Annotated in this window: 14 protein-coding genes; 11 read left to right on the plus strand and 3 right to left on the minus strand. The window is 67.6% G+C overall.

The features are described from left to right. Positions 1-56 precede the first annotated feature (56 nt). The 10 genes from KSS95_RS02460 to KSS95_RS02505 all read left to right on the plus strand — a co-directional run bounded on the left by KSS95_RS02460 (position 57) and on the right by KSS95_RS02505 (position 11,961). A complete protein-coding gene (locus KSS95_RS02460) occupies positions 57-746 on the plus strand; it encodes an ABC transporter ATP-binding protein (protein WP_217851355.1) in 690 nt (229 codons plus the stop codon). Next, complete coding sequence (locus KSS95_RS02465) at positions 739-1,947, plus strand: ABC transporter permease (RefSeq protein ID WP_217851357.1); 1,209 nt, start codon at positions 739-741, stop codon at positions 1,945-1,947. Before KSS95_RS02460 ends, KSS95_RS02465 begins: the two co-directional genes overlap by 8 nt. Further along, positions 1,940-3,418, plus strand: a complete 1,479-nt coding sequence (locus KSS95_RS02470) for a TolC family protein (protein ID WP_217851358.1) — start codon at positions 1,940-1,942, stop codon at positions 3,416-3,418. The genes KSS95_RS02465 and KSS95_RS02470 overlap by 8 nt, the downstream gene beginning before the upstream one ends. Then, positions 3,411-4,664 carry an HlyD family secretion protein gene (locus KSS95_RS02475; protein ID WP_217851360.1) on the plus strand — a complete coding sequence of 418 codons (1,254 nt, stop codon included), beginning with the start codon at positions 3,411-3,413 and terminating at the stop codon, positions 4,662-4,664. Before KSS95_RS02470 ends, KSS95_RS02475 begins: the two co-directional genes overlap by 8 nt. Before the next feature lie 175 nt (positions 4,665-4,839). Then, on the plus strand, positions 4,840-6,327 hold the full coding sequence (locus KSS95_RS02480) for a YifB family Mg chelatase-like AAA ATPase (RefSeq protein WP_217851368.1): 1,488 nt from the start codon (positions 4,840-4,842) through the stop codon (positions 6,325-6,327). A gap of 326 nt (positions 6,328-6,653) precedes the next feature. Continuing rightward, the gene (locus tag KSS95_RS02485; protein WP_217851370.1) at positions 6,654-6,905 is read left to right on the plus strand and encodes a DUF2790 domain-containing protein; all 252 of its coding nucleotides are present in this window, start codon (positions 6,654-6,656) and stop codon (positions 6,903-6,905) included. 31 nt (positions 6,906-6,936) lie between these two features. Beyond that, positions 6,937-7,953 (plus strand): alpha/beta hydrolase, encoded by a 1,017-nt coding sequence (locus KSS95_RS02490; RefSeq protein ID WP_217851372.1) that lies wholly within the window; start codon positions 6,937-6,939, stop codon positions 7,951-7,953. Between the two features lie 201 nt (positions 7,954-8,154). Beyond that, entirely contained in the window at positions 8,155-9,942 is a 1,788-nt protein-coding gene (locus tag KSS95_RS02495) for a monovalent cation:proton antiporter-2 (CPA2) family protein (protein ID WP_217851373.1), read from the plus strand. A gap of 644 nt (positions 9,943-10,586) precedes the next feature. Beyond that, a complete protein-coding gene (locus tag KSS95_RS02500; protein ID WP_217851375.1) occupies positions 10,587-10,871 on the plus strand; it encodes a DUF6124 family protein in 285 nt (94 codons plus the stop codon). A gap of 178 nt (positions 10,872-11,049) precedes the next feature. Then, entirely contained in the window at positions 11,050-11,961 is a 912-nt protein-coding gene (locus KSS95_RS02505) for a LysR substrate-binding domain-containing protein (RefSeq protein ID WP_217851377.1), read from the plus strand. Between the two features lie 78 nt (positions 11,962-12,039). Here KSS95_RS02505 and KSS95_RS02510 read toward each other — a convergent pair whose 3' ends face one another. The 3 genes from KSS95_RS02510 to ycaC form a co-directional block, all read right to left on the minus strand. Then, a complete protein-coding gene (locus tag KSS95_RS02510; RefSeq protein ID WP_217851379.1) occupies positions 12,040-14,010 on the minus strand; it encodes an amidohydrolase in 1,971 nt (656 codons plus the stop codon). A gap of 64 nt (positions 14,011-14,074) precedes the next feature. After that, positions 14,075-14,641, minus strand: coding sequence for an antibiotic biosynthesis monooxygenase (locus KSS95_RS02515; RefSeq protein ID WP_217851381.1), 567 nt, complete (start codon positions 14,639-14,641; stop codon positions 14,075-14,077). A gap of 109 nt (positions 14,642-14,750) precedes the next feature. Next, entirely contained in the window at positions 14,751-15,380 is a 630-nt protein-coding gene (gene ycaC / locus KSS95_RS02520; RefSeq protein WP_217851383.1) for an isochorismate family cysteine hydrolase YcaC, read from the minus strand. A 261-nt stretch (positions 15,381-15,641) separates the two neighbouring features. Here ycaC and KSS95_RS02525 point away from each other — a divergent pair, with 261 nt between their 5' ends. Next, positions 15,642-17,069 (plus strand): mechanosensitive ion channel family protein, encoded by a 1,428-nt coding sequence (locus KSS95_RS02525; RefSeq protein WP_217851385.1) that lies wholly within the window; start codon positions 15,642-15,644, stop codon positions 17,067-17,069. The last annotated feature ends 42 nt before the right edge of the window (positions 17,070-17,111 follow it).

The raw sequence follows: 17,111 nt of genomic DNA on the forward strand, positions 1-17,111 counted from the left end.
CCGCCCAGCAGGGCGGCCCGGGCCTTCCCAGCACAAGCCAAGGACCGTGGCAGTGCATGCCTGAGCCCCTTACCAAGCCACTGATCCGCGTACAGGGCGTGACCCATGCCCATGGCACGCACACCGTGCTGCACGACGTCTCGCTCGCCATCGAGGCCGGGCAACGCTGCGCCATCGTCGGCACGTCCGGCTCCGGCAAAAGCAGCCTGCTCAACCTGATCGGCCTGCTCGACCAGCCCACTTGCGGGCAGATCTTCCTGGCTGGCCGCGACATGACCACGGCCAGCGCCGATGAGCGCGCGCAACGACGCAACCGCCACATCGGCTTCGTCTTCCAGAGTTTCAACCTGCTGCCGCGCCTGGACGCGCTGGACAACGTCGCCCTGCCGCTGTTCTACCGGGGCGTGCCGCGCCCGGCCGCGCGCGATGCTGCGCGCCGGCAGCTGCTGCGGGTCGGCCTTGGCGAGCGCCTGCATCATCGCCCGGCCCAACTGTCCGGTGGCCAGCGCCAGCGGGTGGCGATCGCCCGGGCGCTGGTCGGCGAGCCGGCGCTGGTGCTGGCCGACGAGCCCACCGGCAACCTCGACAGCCAGACCGCCGAGGAGATCATCGAACTGCTGCTGTCACTCAACCGGCAGCATGGCGTGACCCTGGTGATCGTCACCCACGACCCCGGCATCGCCCGGCGCATGCAGCGTTGCCTGCATGTGCACGATGGCCGCGTGCGGGAGGCGGCCCATGACTGACAGCGCAGGCTACGGTCCCTCGCCCTGGCAGCGCCTGGCCGAGCCCTGCGCCAGCCTGCAGCGCCTGGGCCGGCGTGCGCTGCTGGCGCTGCTGGGTATCGCCGTCGGTTGCGCCGCGGTGGTGGCCCTGCTGAACATCGGCCACAACGCCCAGGCCCAGGCCATGGCGGTGTTCCAGGACATGGGCAGCGACCTGCTGGTGGCCAATGTGCAACTGCCCGCCGGTGTCTCCCCCAGCAGCGCAGACCGCCTCGACGACCTGGCCCTGCGCCAGCGCTTGCCCGAGGTGCAGGCATTGAGCGCGCTGAGCCTGACCTCGATGCAGGGGCGACGCCAGGGACGCAGCTTCGATACGCTGCTGGCCGGGGTCGGCGCGGAACTGGACCAGGTGCTGGACCTGGTCCCCGCCCAGGGCCGTTGGCTCAGCCGCTTCGACGCCCAGGCCACCCATGCCGTGCTCGGCGCGCAGCTGGCCGCCAGCCTGGCCGCCCAGGGCCAGCCGGCGGTGCCCGGTGAGTCGGTACAACTGGCCGGCTATGTGTTCCAGGTAATCGGCATTCTCCAGCCCCATGGGCAGAACCCGCTGCTGCCGCTGTCCATCGACGACACCCTGCTGGTTCCGTTGCAGGGCATGCGCCGCCTGGCCGTGGCGCCGCAGATCGGCACGGTGCTGGCGCGCAGTGTCGCGGGCGTCGATCCACAGGCCCTGGCCCCACGCCTGCAAGACGCCTTGCGCGCCAGCCTGCCGGGGCGCGATATCGAGGTGCAGGTACCGCAGCAGTTGCTGGCCGGCATCGCCCAGCAATCACGGCTGTTCACCTGGCTGCTCGGCGGGCTGGGCGGTATCGCGCTGCTGGTCGGCGGCGTCGGGGTAATGAACGTGATGCTGATGAACGTCAGCGAACGCCGTCGCGAAATTGGCGTGCGCATGGCCCTTGGCGCCCGGCCCCGGGACATCGCCTGGCTGTTCCTGCTCGAAGCGCTGGCGCTGGCGCTGGCCGGCGCAGCTGCCGGGGCGCTGCTGGGGCTGGCGGCGGGCTGGTTGTTCGGCCAACTGTCCGGCTGGGGCGCATTCACCCTGGCGCCCCTGGCGCTGCCGCTGGGCATCGGCGGGGCCCTGCTGACCGGCCTGGTGTTCGGCCTCAGCCCGGCACTGGCGGCGGCACGCCTGCAACCGGTACAGGCGTTGCGTGATGACTGAGCGCCTGGTCCTGGCCCTGCTGCTCAGCCTCCTCGGCCTGGGCGCCCAGGCGCAGCCGCCCCTGGCGCCGGCGCAGGCGAGCCGCGCCGGCGCACCGTCGCCAGCCCTCGGCGGCCTGTCGCTCAAGGCCCGGCAGATCGACCTCAGCCTCAGCGATGCCATCTACCTGGGCCTGCGCGACAACCGCGCGATCCGCAGCGCCTACCTCGAGCGTATCGCGCAAAAATTCGACCTGCGCGTGGCCGAGGACCGCTTCACCCCCAAGCTGGTGGTGCGCGGCAATGCCCTGTCCAATCACAACCAGGCCGACCGCTACCGGCAAGGCGACATCGCCCCCAGCACGACGCTGCTCACGCCCTACGGCACCCGGGTCAGCCTAGGCTGGGCCTATCGTCACACCGACGCCGACCTGGCCGGGCTGACGCGCAACGACGGCGCCAACCTCACGCTGATCCAGCCGTTGCTGCGCGGCGCCGGGCGTGATGTCGCCACGGCCCCGGTGCAACTGGCGCGCCTGGGCGAACAGGTCAATCGCCTGGCCCTCAAGGACACCGTGGCGCAAAGCATCACCCGGATCATCACCGCCTACCGCGCCCTGCTGCAGAGCCAGGAACAGCTGCAGATCGCCGGCGATGCCCTGGCCCGCGCGCGCCAGTTGCTGGAGGTGAACCAGGCGATGATCGGCGCCGGGCGCATGGCCGCCTTCGAGATCGTCCAGACCGAAGCCGAGGTGGCCACCCAGGAGCTGGGCCACGAGGAGGCGCGCAACCAGCTGGACGCCGCGCGCCTGGCCTTGTTGCAGCTGCTGGCCCTGGACCTCGACACCCCGCTGGTGGCCAGCGACGCCGTGCAAGCCGACGCCCTCGAAGTCGATGCCGCCCAAGCCATGGCCCAGGCCGAGACCATGCAACCCAACTACCTGATCCAGCTGATCGGCAACCAGCAGGCCGCGATCAACCTCACGGTCGCGCGCAACGAGCGCCTGTGGGATGTATCGCTGGTCGGTGGTGGCGGCCAGGTGCGCGACCGCAACAGCCACAACGGGAGCTCGCGCAGCTGGGAGAACTACGTGGGGGTGCAGGTGGAGATCCCCATCGGCGACCTGAGCACGCGCCAGGCCGAAGTCCAGGCCCGGGTCGGGGTGGAGAACCAGCAGGTGCGCGTGCAGGAGGCACGCCAGCAATTGCAGCGCGACGTGACCAACGCCGTGCGCGATATCGCTGTGCGCTGGCGCCAGTACCAGATTGCCCTGCGCGCCCAGACGCTGTCGCAGCGCAAGCTGCAGATCGAACGGGAAAAACTCACCGTCGGGCGCTCGAGCAACTTTCAGGTGCTGAGCTTCGAGAACGACCTGCGTTCGGCGCAGAACGCCCGCCTGAACGCCCTGATCAGCTACCTCAACGCCCAAGCCGAGCTGGACCAGACCTTGGGCACCACCCTGCAAAGCTGGGATATCGCCCTCAATGATTAAGTCCCTCACCCCACGCCGTGCGCTGCTCCTGGCGGTCTTGGCCGTGTTCGGCGTCATTTTGCTGCGCCAGTGCGCCGACAGTGCCGGTCAACCCCGCGTGGCACAAGCGACCTGGGTGCGGGTCGAACCCCAGGTGCTGGAAAACCGCCTGGGCCTGGTCGGGCGCTTGCAGGCCGTGGACCAGGTCACCCTGGCTGCGCCGTTCGATGGCCAACTGGCCGAGGTGCGGGTCGCGGAAGGCCAGCGGGTCGAGCAGGGGCAGACCCTGCTACGGCTGGACCCGGCGCAACTGCTGGTGCAACTGCGCCAGGCCAAGGCAGAGTTGCTCAAGGCCCAGGGAGAAACCCGGCGCCTGGCGCAGTGGGCGCACGGCAGCGAGGTCGCCCGCGCCCGCCGCAGCCTGGCCAGTGCCCGCCAGGCCCTGGCCAGCGGCGCAAGCAACCTGCGCGACACCCGCGCGCTGTTCGACCGCGGCATCGTCGCGCGGATGGAACTCGAGGCACTGGAGCAGCAGGTGCGCAACCAGCAGCAGGATGTCAGCGCCGCCAGCGAGGAGCTGGCCAGCACCCTGGCCCAGGGCCAAGGCGCGGCGCGGCAGATTGCCGAGATCGAACTGGCCAACGCGCAGGCCCGCCAGCAGGCGCTCGAGGCCCTGTATGCCCGCCGCGAACTGACCGCGCCGCTGAGTGGCAACGTGGTACGCCCGGCGCCGCAGGACGGCGGCAAGCCGCTGCTGCTGCAACCAGGGGTGGCAGTGACCCAGGGCATGCCATTGCTGGGCGTGGTCGGCCAGGAGCGCTTCCAGGTTTTGACCCGGGTCGAGGAAACCGACCTGCACCTGCTGCGCGAAGGCATGCCGGTGCATATCAGCGGCGACGGCTTCGCCGCGCAGCTGCACGGGCGCATCCTGTCCATCGGCATCCAGAGCGACAGCAGCGACCCGCAGGCGACCGGTGCGCATTTCGAGGTGAAGGTCTCGGTGCAAACGCCCCCGGCGGGGCTGGATCAGCCGCTGCGGGCGGGCATGAGCACCCAGCTGGCGGTGCTGCTGTTGCGCGATGAGCAAGGCATGGCGGTGCCGCCCCAGGCGTTGCGCCAAGGGGAGGATGGCCAAACCTATGTGATGTATCGGGCCACCGCTGACGCTCGGGCGCAACGCAAACCGGTAGTACCGGGCGTGGCCGTGAGCCAAGGGGTGATGGTGCAAGGGCTGGAGGCCGGGTTCGTCGAGGTACCGGCCTCGTAGCGCCAGCCCTTTCGCGGCGCAAGACCGCGCCAGGCGCCAGGCATCGGCCGCTTGAACGGGAAGCCTCGCAGCGCGACAAACCTCGACGCACTTTTTGCACTACCCGACGACAAGGCGTCGCTAAGCTTGGGCGGGCCGCAGGACGCGGCGTCCCTTTGCGAACACGGAGTGCCCCATGTCCCTCGCCCTCGTCCACAGCCGCGCCCAGGTAGGGGTGCAGGCGCCCGCCGTCAGCGTCGAAACCCACCTGGCCAACGGCCTGCCCACCCTCACCCTGGTCGGCCTGCCGGAGGCCACGGTCAAGGAGAGCAAGGACCGGGTCCGCAGCGCCATCGTCAACTCCGGCCTGGAATACCCGGCCCGGCGCATCACCCAAAGCCTGGCCCCAGCCGACCTGCCCAAGGATGGCGGCCGTTACGACCTGGCCATCGCCCTGGGCATTCTCGCCGCCAATGGCCAGGTGCCGGTGGCCAGCCTCGACAGCATCGAGTGCCTGGGCGAACTGGCCTTGTCCGGAGCCCTGCGCCCGGTGCAGGGGGTGCTGCCCGCAGCGCTTGCCGCGCGCGATGCCGGGCGGGCGCTGGTAGTGCCGCGGGAAAACGCCGAGGAAGCCAGCCTGGCCGGCGGCCTGATGGTGTATGCGGTAGGGCATCTGCAAGAACTGGTGGCGCACTTGAACGAGCAACCGGCCTTGGCGCCCTATGCCGCCAACGGCTTGCTGCTGGAGCAACGCCCCTACCCTGACCTCAGCGAGGTACAAGGCCAGGCTGCCGCCAAGCGCGCCCTGCTGGTGGCCGCCGCCGGCGCCCACAACCTGTTGTTCACAGGGCCCCCGGGCACCGGCAAGACCCTGCTCGCCAGCCGCCTGCCTGGCCTGCTGCCGCCGCTGGACGAGCGCGAGGCGCTGGAGGTGGCCGCCATTCGTTCGGTCAGTGGCCATGCGCCGCTGGACTGCTGGCCGCAACGGCCGTTTCGCCACCCCCACCACTCGGCCTCCGGCCCGGCGCTGGTGGGGGGCGGTAGCCGCCCACAACCCGGTGAAATCACCCTGGCGCACCATGGCGTGCTGTTTCTCGATGAATTGCCCGAGTTCGAACGGCGGGTGCTGGAGGTGTTGCGCGAGCCGCTGGAGTCCGGCGAGATCGTGGTGGCCCGGGCCAAGGACCGGGTGCGCTTCCCGGCACGCTTTCAACTGGTGGCGGCGATGAACCCCTGCCCCTGCGGCTACCTGGGCGACCCGACCGGGCGTTGTCGCTGCAGCAGCGAACAGGTCCAGCGCTACCGCAACAAGCTGTCCGGGCCGCTGCTCGACCGCATCGACCTGCACCTGACGGTGGCTCGGGAAAGTACCGTGCTGACCCACCAGCCCAGTGGCGAGACCAGCGCCAGCGTTGGCCAGAGGGTGGCCGAGGCGCGGGCGCTGCAGCAGCGCCGGCAGGGCTGCGCCAACGCCTTCCTCGACCTCAAGGGGCTGCGTCGGCATTGCCCGCTGGAGCCGGTTGATCAGGCCTGGCTGGAGCAGGCCTGCGAACGGCTGACACTGTCGTTGCGGGCGGCGCACCGGCTGCTGAAGGTCGCCCGCACGCTGGCGGACCTGGAGGGCGCGCAATCCATCACCAGGACGCACCTGGCGGAAGCGTTGCAGTACCGACCGGGCACTTGATGCTGCCCCCTGAGGAAGCGGCCTTGCCGAGGCGTAGGGCCGGTCGGAAAAGGGCGCGCAGCGGCCTCGGATTCCGAGTCACCATCGAAACTGCTGGGGCGGCTGCGCAGCCCTTTCGCGACACAAGGCCGCTCCCACAGGGGGACAAGTTCCCTGCGCGACAGCGCAACCCGAAGGGCTGGGCGATCTCCTCCAGGAATTAGCCAAGACGCACTCAATCAGCGTCATAGCGGAAATATATTTTGCGCGTTAAATATTTGTACGCAATATACACCTCAAGCAGCAAGCCGTCGCCAACCCCACTCAGCAGAACCCGGAGAACGATCATGACCCTTCGCAAAGCCTTCGCCCTCACCGTTACCACCCTGGCCCTCGGCACCAGCGTCAGCAGCTTCGCCAGCGAAGCCACCCCGTACCACTACGGCATGGACCTGGACATCGCCAAGGTCGTCAGCGTCGCTGCACCCGCCAGCGTCCAAGGCCAGGCCAGCACCGCCACCCTGACCTACCGCGACAGCAGCGGCCAGCTGCGCGCCGTGAGCTACGTGCAACCCACCGTCCTCGCCAACCAGAACTGAGCCACGGCTCGAACCCTAAAGGAGCTAGAACATGAAACTGTCCCCCACCCTGACCGCCGGCCTGCTGGCCCTCGCCGTGAACAGCGCCTTCGCCGCCGGCAGCCCCGGCGTCGAACCCACCACCCAAGGCTTCCTCGAGGCCCTGGCCGCCGGTGGCGGCAAGCCGCTGGAGACCCTCACGCCCAAGGATGCCCGTGCGGTGTTGAGCGGTGCCCAGGCCGGCGTCAAGGTGGATCTGTCGGGCATCCGCGTCGAGCGCCGGACCATCCAGGCCGACGGCCAGCCGCTGGAAATCCGCGTGGTGCGACCTGCAGGCGCCCAGGGTGAGCTGCCGGTGTTCATGTACTTCCACGGCGGCGGCTGGGTGCTGGGCGACTACCCCACCCACGAACGGCTGATCCGTGACTTGGTGGTGGGCTCCGGCGCCGCGGCGGTCTACGTCGACTACACGCCGTCACCGGAAGCGAAGTTTCCCACCGCGATCAACCAAGCCTACGCCGCCACCCGCTGGGTCGCCGAGCATGGCAAGGAGATCGGCGTGGACGGCAGCCGCCTGGCGGTAGCCGGCAACAGCGTCGGCGGCAACATGGCTGCAGTGGTGGCACTCAAGGCCAAGGAGGCCGGCACGCCGAAGCTGCGCTTCCAGGCGCTGCTGTGGCCGGTGACCGATGCCAACTTCAACAACGCGTCCTATAACCAGTTCGCCGAAGGGCACTTCCTGACCCGCAACATGATGCAGTGGTTCTGGGACAACTACACCACCGACCCGCGTCAGCGCGACGACATCCATGCTTCGCCGCTGCGCGCCAGCCTGGCACAGTTGCAGGGCCTGCCACCGGCGCTGGTGCAGACCGCCGAGATGGACGTGCTGCGCGACGAAGGCGAGGCCTATGCCCGCAAGCTGGGCGCTGCCGGGGTACCGGTGACAGCCGTGCGCTACAACGGCCTGATCCACGACTACGGCCTGCTCAACGTGCTGGCCACCGTGCCCAGCGTGCGCAGCGCCATGGACCAGGCGGCGCAGGCGCTGAAAGCCCACCTGCAGTAAGCAGTTGATCGCGGGGCAAGGATACGGCGGCCCGACTTGCCCCGCGATCGATTGAGCAAAGCGCCTACTTTCAGAACGCTGCTTCCTGTAATGCCAGGATTGTCCTGTTTCCCTCCCTACCCGAAAATGCCCGCCTCTTTCACCGATGGCATTAAGCTGTTGCATCAAACGCTGCCGTACGCAGTTCAAGGAGTCCGAGCAATGCCACACGAAGGCAGCCTTCTACAAACCGCCGTCATCTTCCTCCTCGCCGCCGTGGTCGCCGTGCCCCTGGCCAAACGCCTGCAACTGGGCGCCGTGATCGGCTACCTGCTGGCGGGCGTAGCCATCGGCCCGCAGGCCCTGGGGCTGATCCGCGATACCGAGAGCGTCGCGCACATCTCCGAGCTGGGCGTGGTGTTGCTGTTGTTCATCATCGGCCTGGAACTGTCGCCACGGCGCCTGTGGCTGATGCGCAAGTCGGTGTTCGGCGTCGGCACCGCCCAGGTGCTGCTGACCGGCGCGGCACTCGGCGCCATCGCCCTGTTCGGCTTCAGCCAGAGCCTGCCGGCGGCCATCGTGGTTGGCCTGGGCCTGGCCCTGTCGTCCACCGCCCTGGGCCTGCAGAGCCTGGCCGAGAGCAAGCAGCTCAACGCCCCCCATGGCCGCCTGGCCTTCGCCATCCTGCTGTTCCAGGACATCGCCGCGATCCCCTTGATCGCCCTGGTGCCGCTGTTGGCCGCCAGCGGCCCGGACACCAGCCACGGCGACAGCCTCGAGCATGGCCTGCAGGTGTTCGCCAGCATCGCCATCGTCATCGTTGGCGGCCGCTACTTGCTGCGCCCGCTGTTTCGCATCGTCGCCCGCACCGGCCTGCCGGAGGTGTCCACCGCCACTGCGCTGCTGGTGGTGATTGGCACCGCCTGGCTGATGGAGGAGGCTGGCATCTCCATGGCCCTGGGCGCCTTCCTTGCCGGCCTGCTGCTGGCCGACTCGGAGTACCGCCACGAATTGGAATCGCAGATCGAGCCGTTCAAGGGCTTGCTGCTGGGCCTGTTCTTCATGAGTGTGGGCATGGGCGCCAACCTGCGCCTGCTGCTGGAAATGCCGCTGGTGCTGCTGGGCCTGACCCTGCTGCTGATCGCGGTGAAGTTGCTGCTGCTGATCGGCGCCGGGCGCCTGGCCGGAGGCCTCAACGGCGCCAGCGCCCTGCGCCTGGGCATGGTGCTGGCGGCCGGCGGCGAGTTCGCCTTCGTGGTGTTCAAGCTGGGCAAGGACCAGGGCCTGTTCGATACCCAGACCTACGACCTGCTGCTGATGACCATCACCCTGTCGATGGCCGTCACGCCGCTGCTGATGCTCGGTTGCGCCCGCGCCCTCAAGCGCCCGCAGCCGGTGCCTGAGGTGCCCGAGCAGTACAAGACCATCGACGCTGGCACCCCGCGCGTGGTGATTGCCGGCATGGGCCGCATGGGCCAGATCGTCGCGCGCATCCTGCGGGCGCAGAAGATCCCCTTCGTCGCCCTGGAGACCTCGGTGGACGCCATCGAGATGACCCGCATGTTCGAGCAGGTGCCGGTGTTCTATGGCGACCCACTGCGCCCTGAAGTGTTGCAGGCGGCCAAGGTCGGCGAGGCCGAGTACTTCATCATCACCATCGACGACCCCGAGGTGGCGATCCACACGGCAGAGCGGGCCAAGCGCCTGTACCCGCACCTGAAGGTGATCGCCCGGGCGCGTAACCGCCAGCACGTGCACAAGCTGATGGACGTCGGCGCCGAGCCGATCCGCGAGACCTTCCATTCCAGCCTGGAGATGAGCCGCCGCACCCTGATTGGGCTGGGGTTGACGCAGGAGCAGGCGGCGTATCGCATCCAGCGCTTCACCGAGCATGACGAGCAGGTGCTCGAAGCCCAGGGCCTGGTGCGCGACGATCGCGCCAAGGTGATGCAGACGGCCAAGGAAGCGCGGGTGGAGCTGGAACGGTTGTTTGCGTCGGATGAGGATTGAGGGCCTCATGTGCATGTCTTGAGGGTTATTTCGCCCATGAGATCGAGCGCCGCCTGCGCGGCGCATCGCGACGCAAGGCCGCTCCTACATTTGTTGCAACGTGGCCATAGCCTGATAGGCCATGGTTGGCATGACGCGGTTTTTGCGTGGGCATTGCTGCCGCCCCATCTGTCTCAAGCCCTGCGCCAAGGCTGGCAACCATGGCCTGACAGGTTCGGTACGTTGCAACAAATGTAGGAGCGGATTCATCCGCGATGCGCCGCGCGGGCGGCGCTCGATCTCATAGGCGCCCTAACCTTAAAGGCAAACACCTGGTGGCCATCACTCAATATCAGATAATTCCCGCAGCCCCCGAAGATATTGCTTACTGAGCAATCAGCACCCCAAGAAATACCCTACAAAGTCTGTCGATCCCCTTCTGATTGTCCGGGGAAATCCTGCCTTCTAGGCTGACCGGGTCGCTGTCGGTTCGGCGATCGGGCGTGGAAACCCGGTAGTCCTGAGAAGGTGCCGTAATGGCAGTTGTATGCGGGAGGCCTCTGGCCTACCGGGTGACCTTCTTTCCGGATTTCCACCCCGTGTACAACTGCCGCCCTCTGCGTGGAAACGGACGGTTGCAGTCAAACCTGAAGAAGGCATCTGCAATGAAAAAAATCGTCCCCGACCCACCCCTTCCCGACACCCGCCACCACACCTTCGGCCAATGCGACGCCGGCCATCCACCGCTGTTTGCGGTCAACCCCAACATCAACGCCCACGACGCCCTGGTGCATGTCGCCGAATACCTGCGCAGTGCCTACAACGTCGGCTACAAGGCGCTGGAGCATATGGATGAAACCGGCAGGAGCCTGCTGTGGGCCAGCCTGCATGGCATCGAGATGGCCGAAGGCCTGACGGAGGCGATGCTGGAGGGTATTGAGTCGTCCTGAGAAGCAGATCGCATGAGGGCCGCCAAGTGCTTGCCGATGGCCTTGCAGCGCCTATCAGATCGAGCGCCGCGCGGGCGGCGCTCGATCTGATAGGCGCCACAAAGCTGTCGCCCTGCCCTCCAGCCCCACCACCAGATAGACTGCGAGCCATTATCCCCGGCGCGCTGCGGAGCCCCCCTTGGAAGACCTCAACTCCCTCTACTACTTCACCCAGGTGGTCGAGCACGGCGGCTTCGCCCCCGCCGGGCGGGCGCTGGACATGCCCAAGTCCAAGCTCAGCCGGCGCATCGCCGACCTCGAAGACCGCCTCGGCGTGCGCCTGCTGCATCGCACCAGCCGGCACTGCTCGCTGACCGAGATCGGCCAGGCCTACTACAACCGCTGCCTGGCGATGCGCGTGGAGGCCGAGGGCGCCGCCGAGATCATCGAACGCAACCGCAGCGAACCCCGTGGGCTGGTGCGTATCAGCTGCCCCACCACCCTGCTCAATTCCTGGGTCGGGCCGATGCTCACCCGCTACATGCTCAAGTACCCGCAGGTGGAGCTTTTCATCGAAAGCACCAACCGCCGCGTCGACCTGCTGCACGAGGGCTTCGACGTGGCGCTGCGGGTGCGCTTCCCGCCGCTGGAGAACACCGACATGGTGATGAAGGTGTTGAGCAACAGCACCCAGTGCCTGGTCGGGCATCCGTCGTTTCTCGAGCAGCTGGCCGAAGGTTTCGACCCGCAGCAGCTCAGTGAGCTGCCCAGCGTGCATTGGGGCGGCGCCCAGCGTGAGTACCAGTGGGAGCTGTTCCAGGGTGAGGACATGAGCGAAAGCCTGGTGATCCCGCACAAACCACGGATGGTCACCGACGACCTGTTTGCCTTGCGCCACTTCGTGGTGGCCGGAATAGGTATCGCCCACCTGCCGCGGGTGGCGGTGCGCGAGGACCTGGCAGCGGGGCGGTTGGTGGAGATGCTGCCGGACTGGCATCCGCGTTGCGGCATCGTGCATGCGATCTTCCCGTCGCGGCGCGGGTTGCTGCCGTCGGTGCGGTCGTTGATCGATCATCTGGCGGAGGAATTCGCCATCAGCGACATGGCGTAGCACGCCAGCGCGAGGCCAGCCCGCTCCCACGTAACCCTAGGGTCTCGGTGGGAGCGGGCTGGCCCCGCGATCAGGCCATCAGAAGGCGAAGCAGGAACAACCCAACGCGCCCCAGAAGCCCTGGTAATCGCTCACCGGCACACTGGAATGCCGCGCCTTCTCATGGCTGTGGGCATGCACCCCGCACGGCCCGACACACTGGTGCAGCGCCGCCGCCATCGGCGCCCCGGCGCGCCAGTGCCCGGGCACCTTGGCCACCGGCGACCACTCGGGCAACACCGGCACCTGCGCCGGGCCCAGCTTGTCGAACTCGGCGGCGCCGTACACCACCTTGCCGTCGACGATGGTCAGCACCGACTCGATACCCTTGATCGCCTCTTCATCGACGCTGAAGAAGTCCAGCGACAGCGCCGCCAGGTCGGCCAGCTGGCCGACCTTGATCTGCCCCTTCTTGCCCTGCTCGCTGGAGAACCAGGCGCTGCCATGGGTGAACAACTGCAACGCGGTCTCGCGGCTCAGGCCTTGCGGATACAGTTCCAGCCCGCCGACGGTCTTGCCGCTGACCATCCAGTACAGCGACGTCCACGGGTTGTAGCTGGACACCCGGGTCGCGTCGGTACCGGCCCCCACCGGCACGCCCATGTCGAGCATGCGCTTGATCGGCGGGGTGTGCTCGGCGGCCTTGGCGCCATAACGGTCGACGAAATACTCACCCTGGAAGGCCATGCGGTCCTGGATGGCGATGCCGCCGCCCAGCGCCCGCACCCGCTCGATGTTCTTCGGGGTGATGGTCTCGGCGTGGTCGAAGAACCACGGCAGGCCGTTGAACGGGATGTCGCGGTTGACCTTCTCGAACACGTCGAGCATGCGCGAGATGGATTCGTCGTAGGTGGCGTGCAGGCGGAACGGCCAGCGCTGCTCGACCAGGTGGCGTACCACCGGCTCCAGCTCCTGCTCCATGGTTTGCGGCAGGTCCGGGCGCGGCTCGAGGAAGTCCTCGAAGTCGGCGGCGGAGAACACCAGCATTTCGCCGGCACCGTTGTGGCGGAAGAAGTCGTTGCCGTCGCCCGGCTTGACCTTTTGCGTCCAGTTCTTGAAATCGGTGAGCTCTTCCTTGGGCTTCTGGGTGAACAGGTTGTAGGCGATGCGCACGGTCAACTGGTCGTTGTCGGCCAGCTCCTGGATCACCTGGTAGTCGTCCGGGTAGTTCTGGTAGCCGCCACCGGCATCGATGGCGCTGGTCAGGCCCAGGCGGTTGAGCTCGCGCATGAACTGGCGGGTGGAGTTGACCTGGTACTCCAGCGGCAGCTTCGGCCCCTTGGCCAGGGTGGCGTAGAGGATGGTGGCGTTGGGCCGGGCAATCAGCATGCCGGTGGGGTTGCCGAACTTGTCGCGCTGGATCTCGCCGCCCGGCGGGTTGGGCGTGTCCTTGCTGTAGCCCACGGCCTTGAGCGCGGCGCGGTTGAGCAGCGCGCGGTCGTACAGGTGGAGGAGGAACACCGGGGTGTCCGGGGCGGCCTGGTTGATCTCTTCGAGGGTCGGCATGCGCTTTTCGGCGAACTGGAACTCGTTCCAGCCGCCGACCACGCGCACCCACTGCGGGCTCGGCGTGCGCTCGGCCTGGGCCTTGAGCATGCGCAGGGCATCGGCCAGCGACGGCACGCCCTCCCAGCGCAGCTCCAGGTTGTAGTTCAGGCCGCCACGGATCAGGTGCAGGTGCGAGTCGTTCAGGCCCGGGATCACCGTGCGCTGCTTGAGGTCGATGATCTGCGTGGCGCCCCCCTTGTGGGCCATGGCCTCGGCGTCGCTGCCCACGGCGAGGAACTTGCCGTCCTTGATGGCCACGGCGCTGGCGGTGGGCTTTTCGCGGTCAACGGTGTGCAACTTGCCATTGAACAAGATGAGGTCGGCGGTCATGGGATCTCCTGAAAGGGCTGCATGGGCGGAATCGGTGAACGGCAATGCACTCCACAGTGCGCCAGCGGCACCGAGCACGGTGCTGGTGGCGAGGAACTTGCGGCGGCTCTGGTCGGTTGGGTCCTGGCTCATGGTGCTCTCCGTCCGGATGGTTTCGGCAGGCGGTTGAAGGCTAGCAATGGATCACGGCGGGCGCTCAGCGGCGCAACCAGGCGGCGCAGCGGCGGGTCACCCAGGGCATGATGTAGAACACCACTGGCAGGATGACGAACAGGTTGACGATCAGGTTGCCGCTGATCGGGCCGCCCAGGCCTGGGTAACGGGCGAACAAGGGTGCCAGCAACGACGGGATGACCAGGGTCATCGGGCAGATCACCAGGTAGGTCAGCAGCGCCTGCTTCCAGCGCGGCGGTTGCGCCGTGCCCTGGCTAGGCGGGGTGAACCAGAACTCTGGGTCGTCGTGCACCTGGGTGTGGTCGCCATCCTCCAGCAGCGGCAACACTTCGCCGACCAGCGCCTGGCGTTCGGCCGAATTGACCCAGGCCTGCAACTGCGCGGCGTCGGCGAAGCGCACCACGGTGGTGAAGTGGCGGCCGCCGTCTTGCGGGCGAATGACGTTGACGTCCAGGTGCCCAGGCTGCTGGCGCGCGGTGGTCACGGCGCGCTGGAGCCAGGTTTCGTAGTGCGCCAGCGCCTGGGCACGGACCTTGTGCTGGATCACCAGCGTGACGACGTTGCGGTTGTGTGCGCTGCTCATCTGCATGCCCCGGTGCTGAACTGGCCGACGCGCACTGTGCAACGGCGCACGGGCGCAGGATTGGACGGGTGTGCTGCCTTGCCTGGCGCCGCTGCGGCGCCAGGCGGGCAACGCCTTATTTACCGGCGGTCAGGGCGTTGTAGCTGGTGATCAGGTTGCGGTAGTCGGGGATGTGGTTGGAGAACAGCGCCGCCAACCCCTCGACGTCGTTGCGCCAGTCGCGGTGCAGCTCACAGGCCACGCCGAACCAGGTCATCAGCTGCGCGCCGGCCTGGCTCATGCGGTTGTGGGCGGCATCGCGGGTCATTTCGTTGAAGGTGCCGGAAGCGTCGGTGACCACGAACACCTCGAATTCCTCTTCAAGGGCCGCCAGCGCCGGGAAGGCCACGCACACCTCGGTGACCACACCGGCGATGATCAGCTGCTTCTTGCCGGTGGCCTTCACCGCCTTGACGAAATCTTCGTTGTCCCAGGCGTTGATCTGGCCAGGGCGGGCGATGTAGGGAGCGTCCGGGAACAGCGCCTTGAGCTCGGGTACCAGCGGGCCGTTGGGGCCTTGCTCGAAGCTGGTGGTGAGGATGGTCGGCAGGTTGAAGTACTTGGCCAGGTCGGCCAGGGCCAGCACGTTGTTCTTGAAGCGGTCCGGCTCGATATCGCGGACCAGGGACAGCAGGCCGGCCTGGTGGTCGACCAGCAGTACGGCGGCGTCGTCTTTGTTCAGGCGGTTGTATTTGAAGTGGTTCATTGCCGGTGCTCCTTGAGTTTCGATCTTCAGTGGGGTGGGTGTTTCGCGTTGATGGGAGAAGATTAAAACCAGCACCTTTGTGACGGTAGATAGTGAAATTTGGCTTTAGCGTTCTGTTTTATGAACGATAGATTGGCATTGCCTGTTCTGGCCTTATCGCGGGGGGGGGGCCCGGCGATTGCGATACCCGCATCCAGTCATTGCCTGGCTCGGTAACCTGCTCTATTACTACCCACAACCCTCCCCCGCCCCGAGACCACCATGCTGGCGTTCATCCAGTCATACCCGCTGTTGCTCGGCACCCTGCTGATCCTGCTCGACCTGCTGCTCTGGCAGTTGATCCCGCTGCACCGTCGGGCCTGGCGCATCGCCACGCGCCTGGTGTTCTTCCTGGCGTTCAGCGCGGTGCTGCTGGCCGCCGGCATGAGCCCGCTGCTACCGCCACCCTGGGCCGACGATGTCACGCGCAACCTGCTGGCCACGGTGCTGGCGATCGGCTGGTGGCTGTTCGCCGCGCGCACGGTGACCGTGGTCTTCGGCCTGCTGCTGGTAGCCCGCGGCAGCCACGGCGGGCGCTTGTTGCAGGATGTGCTCGGGGCGTTGATCTTCCTCGCCGCCATCGTCGCGGCGGCGGCCTATGTGCTGCAGTTGCCGGTCAAGGGCTTGCTGGCCACGTCGGGGGTGATGGCCATCGTCATCGGCCTGGCGTTGCAGAGCACCCTCAGTGACGTGTTCTCGGGCATCGTGCTCAACACCACGCGGCCCTACCAGATCGGCGACGCGATCTCCATCGACGGCACCGAGGGCAAGGTGGTGGACATCGACTGGCGCGCCACCCGCTTGATCACCGCCAGCGGCAGCCTGGCGGTGGTTCCCAACTCGGTGGCGGCCAAGGCGCGGCTGCTCAACCACAGCCGCCCGGCCGACCGCCATGGGGTGACGGTCAGCGTGGTGGTACCGGCCAAGGTGCGGCCCAAGCGGGTGTTCGATGCCCTGGAGAAGGCCTTGCAAGGCACCAGCGCGTTGCTGCCCTCGCCCGCGCCCAAGGTCACGGTGAAGCTGTCCACCCTCGAATCGGTGGAATACGAGGCCAGCGGCTTCGTCGCCGACATGGCGCACAAGACCGAGGTGCGCAACCAGCTGTTCGACCTGGCCCACCGCCACCTGGAAGCCAGCGGCGTGATGTGGAACGTCGACCTCGCCTTGCCCCCGCGCAGCCGCCAGCGCGAACTGCTGGATGAGGTGCGGGTGTTTCGCTCGCTCAGCGGCGAGGAGCGCGATGCCCTGAGCCAGCGCATGACCGCGGTGGAGTACCTGGCCGACCAGGTGATCCTGGGGATCGGCGACCACTCCGATCACTTGCTGGTCATCGGCAGCGGGGTGATCCAGGCCTCGATCCGCAACGGCGAAAAGTTGCTGGAGGCTGGCCGCATGGGGCCGGGCGAGGTGCTGGGGGTGGAGGGCATCGTCGATGAAAACGACTCGCTGGCCGAGTTCCGCACCCTGACCAGCTGCCTGCTGTACCGCATCGAGAAGGACCAGGTGCGCAGCTGCCTGGCGCAGCGTGGCGAGGTGGAGTCGGCACTGGTCAAGTTGCAGCGGTTCCGCCAGCTGAGCCGCGAGTCGCTGCTGCTGCAAAAGCCGCCGCAAGTGAAGAAGGGCGGGTTCCTGAGCTGGTTGCACAAGTAGCCTGGCGCACCACGATCCCCTGTAGGAGCGGCCTTGTGTCGC

Origin of the sequence: Pseudomonas muyukensis (genome assembly GCF_019139535.1) — a bacterium.
Classification (GTDB): domain Bacteria; phylum Pseudomonadota; class Gammaproteobacteria; order Pseudomonadales; family Pseudomonadaceae; genus Aquipseudomonas; species Aquipseudomonas muyukensis.

Bases quoted from the DNA above. Each gene is read 5' to 3' on its own strand.
- KSS95_RS02465 (WP_217851357.1), top strand. From the start codon at position 739: ATGACTGACAGCGCAGGCTACGGTCCCTCGCCCTGGCAGCGCCTGGCC.
- KSS95_RS02515 (WP_217851381.1), bottom strand. From the start codon at position 14,641: ATGCAGATGAGCAGCGCACACAACCGCAACGTCGTCACGCTGGTGATC.
- KSS95_RS02510 (WP_217851379.1), bottom strand. From the start codon at position 14,010: ATGAGCCAGGACCCAACCGACCAGAGCCGCCGCAAGTTCCTCGCCACC.
- KSS95_RS02490 (WP_217851372.1), top strand. From the start codon at position 6,937: ATGAAACTGTCCCCCACCCTGACCGCCGGCCTGCTGGCCCTCGCCGTG.
- KSS95_RS02495 (WP_217851373.1), top strand. From the start codon at position 8,155: ATGCCACACGAAGGCAGCCTTCTACAAACCGCCGTCATCTTCCTCCTC.
- KSS95_RS02475 (WP_217851360.1), top strand. From the start codon at position 3,411: ATGATTAAGTCCCTCACCCCACGCCGTGCGCTGCTCCTGGCGGTCTTG.
- KSS95_RS02485 (WP_217851370.1), top strand. From the start codon at position 6,654: ATGACCCTTCGCAAAGCCTTCGCCCTCACCGTTACCACCCTGGCCCTC.
- KSS95_RS02480 (WP_217851368.1), top strand. From the start codon at position 4,840: ATGTCCCTCGCCCTCGTCCACAGCCGCGCCCAGGTAGGGGTGCAGGCG.
- KSS95_RS02500 (WP_217851375.1), top strand. From the start codon at position 10,587: ATGAAAAAAATCGTCCCCGACCCACCCCTTCCCGACACCCGCCACCAC.
- KSS95_RS02525 (WP_217851385.1), top strand. From the start codon at position 15,642: ATGCTGGCGTTCATCCAGTCATACCCGCTGTTGCTCGGCACCCTGCTG.
- ycaC (WP_217851383.1), bottom strand. From the start codon at position 15,380: ATGAACCACTTCAAATACAACCGCCTGAACAAAGACGACGCCGCCGTA.
- KSS95_RS02470 (WP_217851358.1), top strand. From the start codon at position 1,940: ATGACTGAGCGCCTGGTCCTGGCCCTGCTGCTCAGCCTCCTCGGCCTG.
- KSS95_RS02460 (WP_217851355.1), top strand. From the start codon at position 57: ATGCCTGAGCCCCTTACCAAGCCACTGATCCGCGTACAGGGCGTGACC.